This window comes from Pseudomonas sp. PB105 (assembly GCF_009764655.1).
GTDB classification, from domain to species: Bacteria; Pseudomonadota; Gammaproteobacteria; order Pseudomonadales; family Pseudomonadaceae; genus Aquipseudomonas; species Aquipseudomonas cyclaminis.
This window is the reverse complement of sequence record NZ_RWIO01000006.1, coordinates 1-13319: the sequence shown is the minus strand read 5'-3', so window position 1 is coordinate 13319 and position 13319 is coordinate 1. Positions and strand designations below refer to the sequence as shown.

Here is a 13319-nt window from a genome sequence, read left to right as displayed (position 1 = left end):
TTTACGCTTCCCCCAAATAGGCTTTGATCACTTCAGGATTGTCGCGGATCTGCTCCGGCGTCCCGTCGGCCAGCGGCGTGCCCTGGTTGATCACCACGATGTGGTCGGAAATGCTCATGACCAGTTTCATGTCGTGTTCGATCAACAGCACCGTGGCGTTGTTTTCCTCACGCAGCACGCCGATCAGCGCCTTGAGGTCTTCGGTTTCCCTGGGGTTCAGGCCGGCCGCTGGTTCGTCGAGCATGAGGATCCGCGGGCGGGTCATCATGCAGCGGGCGATTTCCAGGCGACGTTGCTGACCATAGGCCAGGGTGCCGGCAGGGCGGTTGGCGAACTCGGTCAAGTTGACCTTGTCCAGCCAGTACTCCGCATACTCCATGGCCTCGCGCTCGCTTTTGCGGAACGCCGGGGTCTTGAACAGGCCTGCAAAGAAGTTGGTGTTCAGGTGACGGTGTTGGGCGATCAACAGGTTCTCGACCGCCGTCATGTCCTTGAACAACCGCACGTTCTGGAAGGTACGCACCACGCCCTTGCGGGCGATCTCGTGGCCGGCCAAACCCTGGATCGGCTGACCGTCCAGCAGGATGCTGCCACCGCTCGGCTTGTAGAAGCCGGTGAGGCAGTTGAACACTGTGGTCTTGCCGGCGCCGTTGGGGCCGATCAATGCCACTACCTGTTTCTCCTTGACGGTCAGGGCCACGCCGTTGACCGCCAGCAAACCGCCAAAGCGCATGCTCAGATTTTCGACTTTCAGGATCTCGCGGCTCATTTGCGCAGCTCCATGTGTGGACGTTGCATGGGCAGCAGGCCTTGAGGGCGCCAGATCATCATCAGCACCATCATGGCGCCGAACATCAACATGCGGTATTCGCTGAACTCACGCATCATTTCCGGCAGCAGGATCATCACGATTGCCGCCAGGATCACGCCCAGTTGCGAGCCCATGCCACCCAGAACCACGATGGCGAGGATGATCGCCGATTCGATAAAGGTGAACGACTCCGGGGTGACCAGGCCTTGGCGCGCAGCAAAGAAGCTGCCGGCGAAACCGGCGAACGCGGCACCGAGGGTGAAGGCGGAGAGCTTGATGATGGTCGGGTTCAGGCCCAGGGCGCGGCAGGCGATCTCATCTTCGCGCAGCGCTTCCCATGCACGGCCAATCGGCATGCGCAGCAAGCGGTTGATCACGAACAGTGCTGCCAGCGCCAGCAACAGCGCAACCAGGTACAGGAACACCACTTTGCTCACCGGGTTGTAGGCAATCCCGAAGTACTCGTGGAAAGTCTGCATGCCCTCGGCGGCGGTGCGGTCGAACGACAGCCCGAAGAACGTTGGCTTGGGGATGCTGCTGATGCCGTTGGGGCCGCCGGTGATGTCCGTGAGGTTACGCAGGAACAGGCGGATGATTTCCCCGAAGCCCAACGTCACGATGGCCAGGTAGTCACCGCGCAGGCGCAGCACCGGGAAGCCCAGCAGGAAGCCGAACGTGGCCGCCGCCATGCCGGCCAGCGGCAGGCAGATCCAGAAACTCCAGCCCAGGTAGTGCGATAGCAGCGCGTAGGTGTAGGCACCCACGGCGTAGAAGCCCACATAGCCCAGATCGAGCAGGCCGGCGAGGCCCACCACGATGTTCAGGCCCAGGCCCAGCAGCACGTAGATCAGGATCAGGGTAGCGATATCCACCGCCCCGCGCGAGCCGAAGAACGGCCAGATCAACGCGGCCACGATCAGGCCGATGATGATGTAGCGCTGGGTGCGCGGCAGGGTCAGGAATTGGCTGACCTTGGGCGATACCAACGGGCCGCGGTTGCGCTTGAGCAAGGCACCGACCTGATCGCTGAACAGCACGCGCAGGAACATCAGCACCGAGCACAGGGCAATGATGGTCAGGGTCACGGGACCGGTGCCATGCACTTCCAGGTTGATGCCGACAATGCTCAGCTTGAGGCCGAGTACCGGAAAGGCCACGGCCCATACCAGCAAGGCGCTGAAAAACGCCGATTTAAGATATCTGCTCATACTTTCTCAACCTCCGGACGGCCCAGGATGCCGGTCGGACGGAACAACAGCACCAGAACCAACAGGCCGAACGCGACGACGTCCTTGTATTGGTCGCCGAAGATATCGGCACCAAACGCCTCGGCCACACCCAGCACCAGCCCGCCGAGCATCGCGCCCGGGATACTGCCGATGCCGCCCAATACCGCCGCGGTAAAGGCCTTGAGCCCTACCAGGAAACCGGCGTTGGGGTTGATCACGCCGTACTGCATGCTCAGCAGCACCGCCGCAACAGCGGCCAGCGCGGCACCGATCACGAAGGTCAGGGCGATGATGTTGTTGGTGTTGATGCCCAGCAGGTTGGCCATCTTGATGTCTTCGGCGCAGGCCCGGCAGGCGCGCCCCAGACGGGAGCGGGAGATGAACAGGGTCAAGCCCAGCATCGCCACCAGGGTGACGACGAAAACCAGGACCTGCATGTACGAAATCAGCACTTCTTGTGCGCCACCCGGGCCGAAGGAGAAGCTCCCCGGGATCAGGTTGGGAATGGACTTGTCCTTGGAGTCCTGGGACAGCAGTACGGTGTTCTGCAGGAAAATCGACATGCCGATGGCGGAAATCAGCGGGATCAGGCGGTTGCTGCCACGCAAGGGACGGTAGGCAACGCGCTCGATACTGTAGCCATAGGCACTGGTCACGATGATCGACGCGAGGAACGCAGCGGTCATCAACAGCGGCAGGGAGTGGATACCCATCATGGCCAGCCCGGCAAGGGCGATGAAGGCCACGTAGGAACCAATCATGTACACCTCGCCATGGGCGAAGTTGATCATTCCAATGATGCCGTAAACCATTGTGTAGCCAATGGCTATCAAGGCATAGGTGCTGCCAACGGTCATACCGTTAACCAGCGTTTGGAAAAAATGATAGATCTCAGGCATTACAGCGCTCCTAAAAACCCGATACGCATTTCACTGGTGGAGTCATGTTCCGGCCCTGTGCTGTGTTCTGCGAGCACATTTGCACAAAGCGTTTGCCAGCGAACCGCTGGTGACGGTTTTAAGATTTTCAGGTGAGCCAGCGCCCGGATCGCGGGTGACAGGCCCATAAACCTCGTAAAACAAAGCCCACTGCTCTCACAGTGGGCTTGTTGGACCAGTAACGCCTGGCTTACTGAGGGGAAACTTCGGTTTTTGGTTTGCCGAAGTGCCATTCGTAGACCACGAATTTGAAGTCCTTCAGGTCGCCCTTGGCGTCGAAGCTCAGCTCGCCGGTAGGGGTCTTGAAGGTGCCTGCGTGGATGGCAGCAGCCACTTTGGCGGTGTCATCGCTCTTCGCGGCGGCGATACCACCGGCGATCACTTCAACAGCCGAGTAGGCCGGGAACACGAACGGACCGGTTGGGTCCTGCTTGTTCTTGGTGAACTCTTCAACAATGGCCTTGTTGGCTGGATCGGTGTCGAAAGACTTCGGCAGGGTCACCAGCAGACCTTCGGAAGCGTTCTGGGCGATTTGCGAGATGGAGTCGTTGCCGACGCCTTCAGGGCCCATGAACTTGGCGTTCACGCCTTTTTCCTTGGCTTGGCGCAGGATCAGGCCCAGCTCAGGGTGGTAGCCACCGTAGTAGACGAAGTCGACGTTGGCTTGCTTGAGCTTCTGGATCAGCGAGCCGAAGTCCTTGTCGCCAGCGTTGATACCTTCGAAGAGGGCAACTTTCACGCCTTTCTTCTCGAGAGTCTGTTTAACGGCGGTGGCGATGCCTTCACCGTATTGCTGCTTGTCGTGGATGACTGCAACGACTTTTGGCTTCACGTGGTCGGCAATGTAGTTGCCGGCCGCCGGGCCTTGGGCGCTGTCCAGGCCGATGGTGCGGAACACCAGCTTATAGCCACGGGAAGTGATTTCCGGGCTGGTGGCCGCCGGGGTGATCATGATCACGCCTTCGTCTTCATAGATGTCGGACGCTGGCTGAGTGGAGCTGGAGCAGAGGTGACCGACCACGAACTTGACGCCGTCGTTGACCACTTTGTTGGCCACGGCCACGGCTTGTTTAGGATCGCAAGCGTCGTCGTATTCCTTGGCTTCAAGCATTTTGCCGTCGACGCCGCCTTTGGCGTTGATGTCGGCGATTGCCTGCTTGGCACCCATGAATTGCATGTCGCCGTATTGCGTTACAGGACCCGTCTTCGGACCGGCGATGCCGATCTTGATGGTGTCAGCTGCGAACGAATGGCCGGCAACCCCAGCCAGGACCATAGCGGCAAACAGTTTGGAAATCTGCTTAGTAGCCTTATTCATAGTGCTCCACTCTTACTGTTGTATTTTTTATAGTTCTAGCGGCCTTGTGAGCTGCAGAACCGGATCAGATATCTCGGATATCCCCCCGGCAGTGCCCTGGCAACTGTACCGGTACAGTGTAGAGCGCCGATTCATCGCTTGAAAAGCTGGCTGCTGGGGGCAAAAGCCGGGTGTGTCGCTTTAATGAAAGAAAAAGACAGAATTGCGGCGGGGTGATGCCAGAGTTTCGGGCAATCCTTGGCTTTCCTGACACTTTCTATCGATGACTCATTTGCAACTGGGTTTTTCTAGCTTGGCCGCGACGTTATGATTGCGCCGATTTTTTCCCAAGGTGAATTCCCATGACGCAAGAACCTAGCACCCTCTATGCCAAGCTGCTCGGTGAAACGGCCGAAATTTCCTGGAAGGAGCTTGAGCCGTTCTTTGCCAAGGGTGCCCTATTGTGGGTCGACGCCGGTCTGGATTTGATCGAAGCCGCCGAGGGAATGGCCGAGGACAACCGTGACAAAGTGGCTGCCTGGCTGGCCTCGGGCAGCCTGGGCGAAGTGTCTGCAACGCGGGCATTGGACCTTGTGGCGCGTGACCCTGGCTTGTGGGCGGTGGTGGTTTCGCCGTGGATACTGATCCAGGAAAGGGCGCGGCAATAGCTGTTGGCACCAAAACGGTGCGCGTAATCCCGCTGCAAAAGTGTGTAGCCGAGTAACCGCAATCGACGTGATGGCATGTTGCCGTGAAGAAAGGTCACAGCTCAGGGTGACGTGCGCGTCATGGGAACAGTTTTCCCGTGGGCGAACGGCTGGGAGAATTGTTTCTCGGTGTTAATAGATGGAAGTCGGAGGTCAGAACATTCCGTAGGAAGCGGTGAATTCCGGTAAAGTTCGTCGCTTGTTACCCGGAGCTAGTTATGCCGTCAGCGCTGCCCCCTTTAGCCAAGCCCTCGCACCAACTGCTTTACCTTATCTACGGTAATCAGGACGTTTATCGGCGCGAAGCCAAATTCAGCATCCTCACCGCCTTGTCCCAGCTGAAAGCGGGCGAGTCGTTGTGCATTCGGGTCATGACCGATCGCCCCCAGGACTACCTCGGCTGGCCGGTTGAAACCATCAGCCTGGATGAACAGACCCTGACCCAATGGCAGGGTGAGAACGGCTATACCCACCGCCGCAAGGCCTGCGCGATTGCCCACGGGCTGACGCTGGCGGACAAAACCCTGTTTGTCGACACCGACACCCTGTTCCTCAAATCCCCCCATCGTGTGTTTGAGCTGATCGAGCCGGGCCAGTACGTGATGGATGGCTTCGAGTACGACTGGAGTTACGTCTGTCAGCGTGCGGACTACCTCAAGCTGGGCGAACACCTACAGGCCCACGGCATCTGTGCCGATAACAGCTTCAAGCTCTACAACAGTGGCCTGTGCGGTGTGCGCGCCAGTGATGCGCCGCTGCTCGAAGCGTCTATCCGCCTGATCGACGAGTGGACCCAGCACACGTTCGATATCCACACCATCGAGCAAATCGCGATTTCCTTTGCGATGCGCGATCAGAAGGTGCGCGAGGCGCGCAAGTTCGTGCATCACTACTTTGCCGACAAGCGCTTCTTCCATGCCATGCAGGCGCACTTCTTCACGCTGCACGGTGAGGTATTCGGCCCCGAGTTGGTAGCGCGTTGCCTGGATGTGCCGCAGGTCAAACCCGTGCCGTCGCCCTGGCAGCGGCTGCGTATCAAATGGAAGCTGCGCAATCAGCGCAAACACGTCAAAAAGGTCGGCCGCGATTTGCTCTATGGCAGTTCGGCACCTGAGCATCCGTACTACGACGTGTGCCGACATGGCTGGTGGGAATCGGCATCGCGGGAGATTCGCAGCTGGAATGAGGCCGAGCAGAAGCGCTTTTTCGGCGCGAAAGACGCCGGCTGGCCGAAGCATTTCCCCCGGCCTGCCAAGCGCGCTGACGAAAAGACCATCATCGCGTTCCTGCGCCAACGCATGACACACTGAGCTGGCGACGGCGCCACGCGGCGCCGTCGCACAGTGCTAGGCGGTTTTGCCGGTGTGGTTGTTCAACGAAATTACCTTGGTCTTGCCGATGCGGTGACGGTAGATCTCGCGCAGGTACTTGATCGCTTTCTTCACGCAGTCCCGTGACAGACGAATGTCATTGATCGACACGAACTTGTCTTTGTCGTTGATCAACTCGCGGTACTTCTTTTCATACATCGGCTTGATCGCGTACCAGTTGGTGTCGAGGATCTTCGCCGGGTTTTCAAACTCGTTGAGCAACTCGTCGATCCGGTCTTCGTCGAAGTCCTCGTGGATGATGAAGTCCAGGATCGAGTTGTCCAGAGTGTCGTCGAAGCGGTACGGGTTGCGTGCGAAGCAGCGTTTGATAAAGGCCACGATCAGCGTCAGGAAGTCATCCGACAGGCACGGGCTCTTGGCGATCAAGGTGGTCAGCGACAGGTTGGCCGAGGCGCCGATCACCAGGGCATAACGCTTGAGGGTAGTGTTGGGGAACAGGCTGTTGAGGTGGGTCTTGAGCCGGTTCAGGTCCATATAGGACAGCTTGTAGTCCTTGGGCAGCGAGACGATGGACACCACCGACGAGCAGTTCTTGAAGAAGTGCAGGTCGTGCAGCGCCGCCGCGTCATAGCCGGAGTTCTTGTACTGCTCCAGGGACGCTTTGTAGCGCTTGGACTCGATCGGCAACAGGCTGATGCCTTCGATGGCCTGGGTGACTTTGTTGAAGTGCGGCAGGTCGATGGAGCGGAAGAACAGGTCGTCGATGTTCAGGCGTTGCGGCTCTTTTTCGAAGACTTTGAACTTGTCATTCGACGGCGCCGGGGTTTCCGGGACCACGGACTCGGCGTAGGCAATCGCCACCGGGCCGGCCAGGCTCATGAACAGGTCGTTGGCGTCCAGGCGGATGGTTTCGCCGATGTCGATGCCGGCGCGACGGAAGTAGTTCTGGTCGTAGTCGGTGGTCACGGCCTGGGCGGTGAGGATGTTGAAGATCTGTTGGGAGATGTACTGGTTGGCGTGTTTTTCCATGGCATTGACGTCAATGTTCTGGATGTTGCCGTCATCGCTTTCTTCGGCGTAACGCATGATGTCGTTGGAGATCAGCATCATCGCGTTCCACGGACGGATACGCCCCTTCACACTGGCTTCGCTGCTGTCCTCGTTGTCGAAGTTGTACGAGAAGTCCCACTCTTCCGACAGGTATTTGCACAGCAGCCGTCCGGCATTGATGTGCAACGCTTCGGACATTTCGCTGCGGTGATCGGAAATATTCGGCAGTACGCAAATGCCGCTGGTGAAGATCGGTTCGAAGACGAAAGCGTGGCCGCTCTTGCTGTCGTGCTCGTCGGCGGGCTTGGTGTCGAACGTCTTGTTCATGTACGAGTGCTGCTGGGCCAGGCCGAATTCCGAGGCCATGCCCGAGCCGGTGCCGCCACCGGCGCTGAAGATCGAAAAATACAGGCGCGACTGGTTGGCCTTGATACCGCAGGAGTCGATCAGGTACGAGTGGATCATCTTCCAGTCAGGGCTGGAAAAACGCTGGGTGTCTTTATTGAGGATGATCTTGGCCAGGTACTGGCCGAGGATCGGCGCATTACCGGCGCCGCCGGCATGGACTTCCGACAGGTCCATGATTTTCATCTTGCTGTAGTCGCGCAGGAAGCCGCTTTTTTCGCTCTTGCGCGAGAAGCGGATACGCCCGGCAATGTCCTTGTCCAGGTCGCCGAGCATCACCAACGGTTCCACCAGGAACACCGGCTTGCTGGCTTTGCCGCCGCCCAGGCGCAGGTTGTTGCGGATCCACTGGGTGGGGCTGTAACCCTTGTCCTGATGGCTCTTTTTAAATTGAAGCTTATCTTCGTTGCTGAACTCGTTCAGGTAGAACTTGCGCGCGTTGTACACCAACTCCGCCACGTCCAGCGCAATGTTCGAACCGCAGCGCCCCAGGCCGATCAGGCACACCGACGGGAATTCCTGCTCGCTGCGCTGCTCGCCGTCCATTTCCAACTGAGGCGGGCGCGGGAACACCATGTCGCGCAGGCCGTCGAGGTTATCGAGGATGCGGTCGGTATTGGTCTCGGTGAAGTACAGGTATTGCTGGGTGGACAGCGGGCGGGCGCTGCTCGATGACTTTGAACCTGAGGATTTTTCCGCAGGAGCTGTGGGCAACACGTCGGATACCACGGTGGCAGAGTTATTTTTAGAAGTCATGGTGCGCCATGTGCCTGGGCGGATGGCTGAAAAGAATAAAACGGCCATCACGGAGTGGGAGTTCGCGACTTTGCAGTGCGTCCTTGTCCGGGATAATCGGGTTTGACCCTGTGTTCTCAGGGCAAACCTGGCCGGACTCTGATGAATCGGCCGTTTGTCGGGAATCTTGAGATAAATGATGGCGAAATGCCAAAGATTCGGCGTCAGCGAATTGGCCTGACGATGGAAGGGGGGCCTGAGCGCGCCGGGGGCGGTTCTTTCGGCGGGCTGGTGTCCTTTGCAGCCTTGCCGCTCAACGGATTGAGCGGGTTGCGCATATCGATACCCTGCATCACGCCGATGATGTCGCTGGCGGGCACCGCCGGGCTCAGCAGGTAGCCCTGGACGTAATCACAGCCGTGCTTGAGCAGCAAGTCGAACTGGGCCTGGGTTTCCACGCCTTCGGTCACCACGTGCAGGTGCAGGGTATGGGCCATGCCGATGATCGCCTGGACGATTTCGATATCGGTCGCCGACTTGGGAATGTCCTGGATAAACGAACGATCGATCTTCAAGGTGTTGAGCGGCAGGCGCTTGAGGTAGGCGAGGGAGGAGTAGCCGGTGCCGAAGTCGTCGATGGACAGCGACACACCCAGCGCCCGGATTTGCCGCAACAGCGCCAGGGTGCTGCTGATGTTGCCCATCAGCGCATTTTCAGTCACTTCCAGTTCCAGGCGGTCGGCGCCGATTCCGCTGAAGCGCAGGGCGTCCTCGATTTCGTCCGCCAGCTCATCGCGGGCCAGGTTCAGGGCCGAGCAATTCACCGTCATGGTCAGGTCGGTATAGCCTCGGTCGCAGAGCAGGCTCAAGTCGTGGCAGGCCTGGCGCAGTACCCAGTGGTCGAGGTCGGCGATCAGCCCGTTGCTTTCGGCAATGCCGATAAAACGGTCCGGGGCCAGCAGCCCATGTTGCGGATGTTGCCAGCGCACCAAGGCTTCCAGGCGCGTGACCTTGCCCAGTTTCATGTCAAAGATCGGTTGGTAGAACAGTACCAGTTGGTTCTGGGCGCGCAGGGCGCTGCGCAGTTCTTCTTCCAATTGCAGTTCGAGGAAGGCCCTGGTTTTCAGGTTGGAGCTGAAGAAGTTGAGACTGTTACGTCCCGTTTCTTTGGACTGGTACAGCGCCAGATCGGCGGTCTTCAGCAGCTCTTCGCAGGTCGCGCCGTCATCGGGAAACAGGCTGATGCCGATGCTGGTGGTCATTACCATGCGCCGGCCGGCCAGTTCGATGGGCTCTTTCATTTTCTGCATGATGCGCTGGGCCAGGTGCCGCGCTTCGTCGCGGTGGTGGACGCTGATCAGGATGCAGAACTCATCGCCGCCAAACCGGGCGACCACGTCTGCATGGCTGCGCACCGAGCCTTTGATATGGCTGGCGAGTACGGTGAGCAATTGATCGCCGGCGTCATGGCCGAGGCTGTCGTTGATGCGCTTGAAGTGGTCGATGTCCAGGAAAATAACCGCCATCATGCCGTTTGACGCGGTCTTTTCGGCGATTTTTTCCGCAAAGATCTGATTGAAACCCCGGCGATTGAGCAGGCTGGTCAGGGCGTCGTAATGGGCCACCTGTTGCAGGGAGGCACGTGCCTGGTCCAGTTCGCTGAGCAGCGCGTTGACCCGTCGCAGGTCGCGCTCCTTGTGTTGCAGCTTCTTGTCCGCCAGGGCCGCGCTGATGCTGCTGCCGATCACCAGCAAGGTGATCACGGCGACCGACAGACCCAGTTGGATGGGGTTGTTGTCCTGCGTCAACGAAAGGTCGGCGCCCGTGGGCACAATCAGTCGCATCGCCGCCATGCCGGTAAAATGCATGCTCAGAATGCCCGCGCCCAGCACCAGGCTGGCGGCGTATTTGAGCAGTTGATGAAAGACCCCGGCGCCGGTGCGCAGGTAGCTGGACAGCAACAACGCCGCCAGGCTGGCGCCCATGGCGATGCCCAGGGACGCAAAGAACAGCCCCGACTCGAAGTACATCTGAGCCTGGGAGTGCATGGCCGACATGCCGACGTAGTGCATCAAGGTGATGCCAAACCCCATCCACACCGACGCCAGCAGGTACTGGTGCAAGCGCACATTGGTATGACTGAGGGTTTTCATGGCGAACAATGAGGCGATCAGGGCGATCAGCAGCGACGCGAACGTGGTGATCAGTTCGTAGTGAATGGCAATGGGCGCCTGGAAGGCCAGCATGCTGATGAAGTGGGTGGACCAGATGCCACCCGCCAGGCATCCGGCACCCAGCCAGCGCCAGTGGCGGCGCGCGGTGGGGTCTTCGACATGGCCAACGCGTTCGGCCATGTCCAGCGTGCCGAACCCCGCCGCACAGGCGACCAGGTAGGCCAGTAGCACCAGGAAAGGGTTATGACTGCAATTGAGTAATAAGTGCCCGTTCTCTGGAAGGTCGGTAAAGAAGTGCAGACCCAGCCATTCCATAGCATGTCCTGTCATAGCGTCACGTCACAGCCTACGGCAGTGACCTATGAGGTCGAGTATAGAAGCCTCGAAGGATTTGCCAGGGATAATGGCACTTTGCTCTCAATGATTTTGGCATGCCGCTCATAGCGATTAATGCTAAGCGCTGATGGGCAGCTCCAACTCGAATGGCGCTTGCAACGGCGGCAGGCCAAATGCGGCGCGGGCTGCATCGCAATCGAGGCTCTGCTCGCCCTGGCTCCACGACGCATCGAATTCTCGGCAGGTGCTTGAGCGTTGCTCATAAATTGAGCAGCTGGTGCCTTTGCCGACTTCGCCTTCAAGGCTGCAGCAGCGCGCGGGCTTCTGGTCGGTGCCGATCATCGCGACGCGCGTCGGGTTGATCTGGACCACCAGGTCATCGGGCACTGTGCCGCCCGACGAGGCGCACTCACCCCAGAAGAAAGACACTCGGAAGTATGAACAGCAGGCACCGCAACTCAGACACGGACTGGCTTCGGACATGGGCGTCGTCAATAAGAAAAGTAAGAAGGGGGGCTACGGGAAGGCTCGCCATTCTATCCGTGCCATGGCCGTTGGGAAGAGGGGCGCGCACTTATATTTTCGTAGGCGAAGTCCCGTAGCGCCGGGTGAAATCATGCCCTATCAGCTTTACGAATCATTACAGACAACCTGGGCTCGCCTGACTATGTTGCAGGTACCGGGCAGGATGCATCGGGCATCGCAGCTCTCATAACAATAAAAGAGACGGACCCATGCAGAACTCGACCCAAGCGGCGAATGCCTGGCGCATTCTGTTCCTGCTGTTTCTGGCCAACCTGTTCAACTTCTTCGATCGCACCATTCCGGCGATCATCATCGAGCCGATCCGCATGGAATGGCACCTGAGCGACTTCCAGCTCGGCATCATCGGCACGGCCTTTACCATCGTCTACGCCATTGCCGGCCTGCCGCTCGGTCGCCTGGCCGATACCGGCTCGCGTAGCAAACTGATGGGGTGGGGCCTGTTTGCATGGAGCGGGCTGACGGCGGTCAACGGTCTGGTCGGCAGTTTCTGGACGTTTTTGCTGGTGCGCATGGGCATCGGTATTGGTGAAGCCAGCTATGCGCCGGCCGCCAACTCGCTGATTGGCGACCTGTTCCCGGCGCATCGTCGCGCCCGGGCGATGGGGATTTTCATGCTGGGCCTGCCGCTGGGCCTGTTGCTGGCGTTTTTTACCATTGGTTGGATGGTCAAGGCCTTCGACAGCTGGCGCGCCCCGTTTTTTATCGCCGCCGTGCCGGGGATGATCCTCGCGGTGTTCATGTTCTATATCAAGGAACCCAAGCGCGGCGCTGCCGAAACCGTACAAGTCTCCCAGGAGCGCGTCGACCGCCCGATCCGCCGCGTGCTGGCCGTACCGACTTTTCTGTGGCTGGTGCTGGCCGGGCTGTGCTTTAACTTTGCCACCTACGCGTGCAACTCGTTTCTGGTGCCGATGCTGCAACGGTACTTCCTTATGCCGTTACAGGATGCGGCCGTTGCCACCGGGGTGATTGTCGGTTTGACCGGCTTGGTGGGGCTGACCCTGGGCGGCTGGATCGCCGACAAGATTCACCAACGGGTTGCCAATGGGCGGCTGCTGTTTGCCGCGTGCAGCCTGATCATCTCCACCGTCACGACCGCCTGGGCCTTGCATGCCGGGCGCATCGAGATTGGTGTGTTTGTGGCGCTGTTCAGTGTGGGTTGGTTGTTTGCCTATAACTTCTACACCTGCGTGTACACGGCGATCCAGGACGTGGTCGAGCCGCGCCTGCGAGCCACGGCGATGGCGTTGTTCTTTGCCGGGTTGTACTTGCTGGGCGGGGGCATGGGGCCGATTGTGGTGGGCGGATTGTCCGATCACTTTGCTCATTCGGCGATGTATGCCGATGGGGCTGCGCAGATGACCGAGGCTTATAAAGCCGTGGGTCTGCATGACGCCATGTACCTGATTCCGGTGGCGCTGTTCTTGACGATGCTGTTCTTGTTCCAGGCCTCGCGCAGTTTTGTGCGCGATGCCAAGCGCATGAAGGCCGGATTGGTGGCTGACGAGGTGCCGGCGGCTGCGGTGACGGCTTGAGATGGAGGTGATGCCATCGGGGGCAAGCCCCCTCCCACAGTTGACCGTGTTGCTCTGTCGATCATCGATCAATGTGGGAGGGGGCTTGCCCCCGATGAGCATAGGTATCGACACAACTTCCAGTGGATGCTGAATCTATGGCAAATGGGCTGTTGTGGTGAGCGGGCTTGTCCCGCGCTGGGCTGCGAAGCAGCCCCAATAACAAACACCGCGTAGCATCAGCAA

10 protein-coding genes are annotated in these 13319 nt (G+C 59.2%); 3 read left to right on the top strand and 7 right to left on the bottom strand.

Features of this window, described 5'->3' with window-relative positions:
* Window position 1 precedes the first annotated feature (1 nt).
* From livG to EJD88_RS00725, 4 genes are all read right to left on the bottom strand, one after another.
* Window positions 2-769 carry a high-affinity branched-chain amino acid ABC transporter ATP-binding protein LivG gene (gene livG, locus EJD88_RS00740; protein WP_099583310.1) on the bottom strand — a complete coding sequence of 256 codons (768 nt, stop codon included), beginning with the start codon at window positions 767-769 and terminating at the stop codon, window positions 2-4.
* The gene (locus tag EJD88_RS00735; RefSeq protein WP_099583309.1) at window positions 766-2019 is read right to left on the bottom strand and encodes a high-affinity branched-chain amino acid ABC transporter permease LivM; all 1254 of its coding nucleotides are present in this window, start codon (window positions 2017-2019) and stop codon (window positions 766-768) included. Before EJD88_RS00735 ends, livG begins: the two co-directional genes overlap by 4 nt.
* Window positions 2016-2939, bottom strand: coding sequence for a high-affinity branched-chain amino acid ABC transporter permease LivH (gene livH / locus EJD88_RS00730; protein ID WP_025855194.1), 924 nt, complete (start codon window positions 2937-2939; stop codon window positions 2016-2018). The genes EJD88_RS00735 and livH overlap by 4 nt, the downstream gene beginning before the upstream one ends.
* Window positions 2940-3168: 229 nt before the next feature.
* A complete protein-coding gene (locus EJD88_RS00725; protein WP_099583308.1) occupies window positions 3169-4296 on the bottom strand; it encodes a branched-chain amino acid ABC transporter substrate-binding protein in 1128 nt (375 codons plus the stop codon).
* Between the two features lie 341 nt (window positions 4297-4637).
* Here EJD88_RS00725 and EJD88_RS00720 point away from each other — a divergent pair, with 341 nt between their 5' ends.
* Complete coding sequence (locus tag EJD88_RS00720; RefSeq protein WP_158876252.1) at window positions 4638-4943, top strand: DUF2288 domain-containing protein; 306 nt, start codon at window positions 4638-4640, stop codon at window positions 4941-4943.
* Between the two features lie 257 nt (window positions 4944-5200).
* Complete coding sequence (locus EJD88_RS00715; protein WP_158876250.1) at window positions 5201-6292, top strand: hypothetical protein; 1092 nt, start codon at window positions 5201-5203, stop codon at window positions 6290-6292.
* Between the two features lie 36 nt (window positions 6293-6328).
* On the opposite strand, the gene EJD88_RS00710 is transcribed toward EJD88_RS00715, so the two are convergent.
* The 3 genes from EJD88_RS00710 to EJD88_RS00700 all read right to left on the bottom strand — a co-directional run bounded on the left by EJD88_RS00710 (window position 6329) and on the right by EJD88_RS00700 (window position 11496).
* Window positions 6329-8524 (bottom strand): hypothetical protein, encoded by a 2196-nt coding sequence (locus tag EJD88_RS00710; RefSeq protein ID WP_158876249.1) that lies wholly within the window; start codon window positions 8522-8524, stop codon window positions 6329-6331.
* A gap of 203 nt (window positions 8525-8727) precedes the next feature.
* Entirely contained in the window at window positions 8728-10992 is a 2265-nt protein-coding gene (locus EJD88_RS00705) for a bifunctional diguanylate cyclase/phosphodiesterase (RefSeq protein ID WP_158876247.1), read from the bottom strand.
* 138 nt (window positions 10993-11130) lie between these two features.
* Complete coding sequence (locus EJD88_RS00700) at window positions 11131-11496, bottom strand: YkgJ family cysteine cluster protein (protein ID WP_099583304.1); 366 nt, start codon at window positions 11494-11496, stop codon at window positions 11131-11133.
* Between the two features lie 251 nt (window positions 11497-11747).
* On the opposite strand from EJD88_RS00700, the gene EJD88_RS00695 reads away from it, so the two are divergent.
* Window positions 11748-13094, top strand: coding sequence for an MFS transporter (locus EJD88_RS00695; protein WP_150761140.1), 1347 nt, complete (start codon window positions 11748-11750; stop codon window positions 13092-13094).
* Window positions 13095-13319 lie beyond the last annotated feature (225 nt).

Excerpts from the sequence above, each read along its gene's own strand:
- EJD88_RS00720 (WP_158876252.1), top strand. The coding sequence starts at position 4,638 with ATGACGCAAGAACCTAGCACCCTCTATGCCAAGCTGCTCGGTGAAACG.
- EJD88_RS00705 (WP_158876247.1), bottom strand. The coding sequence starts at position 10,992 with ATGGAATGGCTGGGTCTGCACTTCTTTACCGACCTTCCAGAGAACGGG.
- EJD88_RS00715 (WP_158876250.1), top strand. The coding sequence starts at position 5,201 with ATGCCGTCAGCGCTGCCCCCTTTAGCCAAGCCCTCGCACCAACTGCTT.
- EJD88_RS00695 (WP_150761140.1), top strand. The coding sequence starts at position 11,748 with ATGCAGAACTCGACCCAAGCGGCGAATGCCTGGCGCATTCTGTTCCTG.
- EJD88_RS00725 (WP_099583308.1), bottom strand. The coding sequence starts at position 4,296 with ATGAATAAGGCTACTAAGCAGATTTCCAAACTGTTTGCCGCTATGGTC.
- EJD88_RS00700 (WP_099583304.1), bottom strand. The coding sequence starts at position 11,496 with ATGTCCGAAGCCAGTCCGTGTCTGAGTTGCGGTGCCTGCTGTTCATAC.
- EJD88_RS00735 (WP_099583309.1), bottom strand. The coding sequence starts at position 2,019 with ATGAGCAGATATCTTAAATCGGCGTTTTTCAGCGCCTTGCTGGTATGG.
- EJD88_RS00710 (WP_158876249.1), bottom strand. The coding sequence starts at position 8,524 with ATGACTTCTAAAAATAACTCTGCCACCGTGGTATCCGACGTGTTGCCC.
- livH (WP_025855194.1), bottom strand. The coding sequence starts at position 2,939 with ATGCCTGAGATCTATCATTTTTTCCAAACGCTGGTTAACGGTATGACC.
- livG (WP_099583310.1), bottom strand. The coding sequence starts at position 769 with ATGAGCCGCGAGATCCTGAAAGTCGAAAATCTGAGCATGCGCTTTGGC.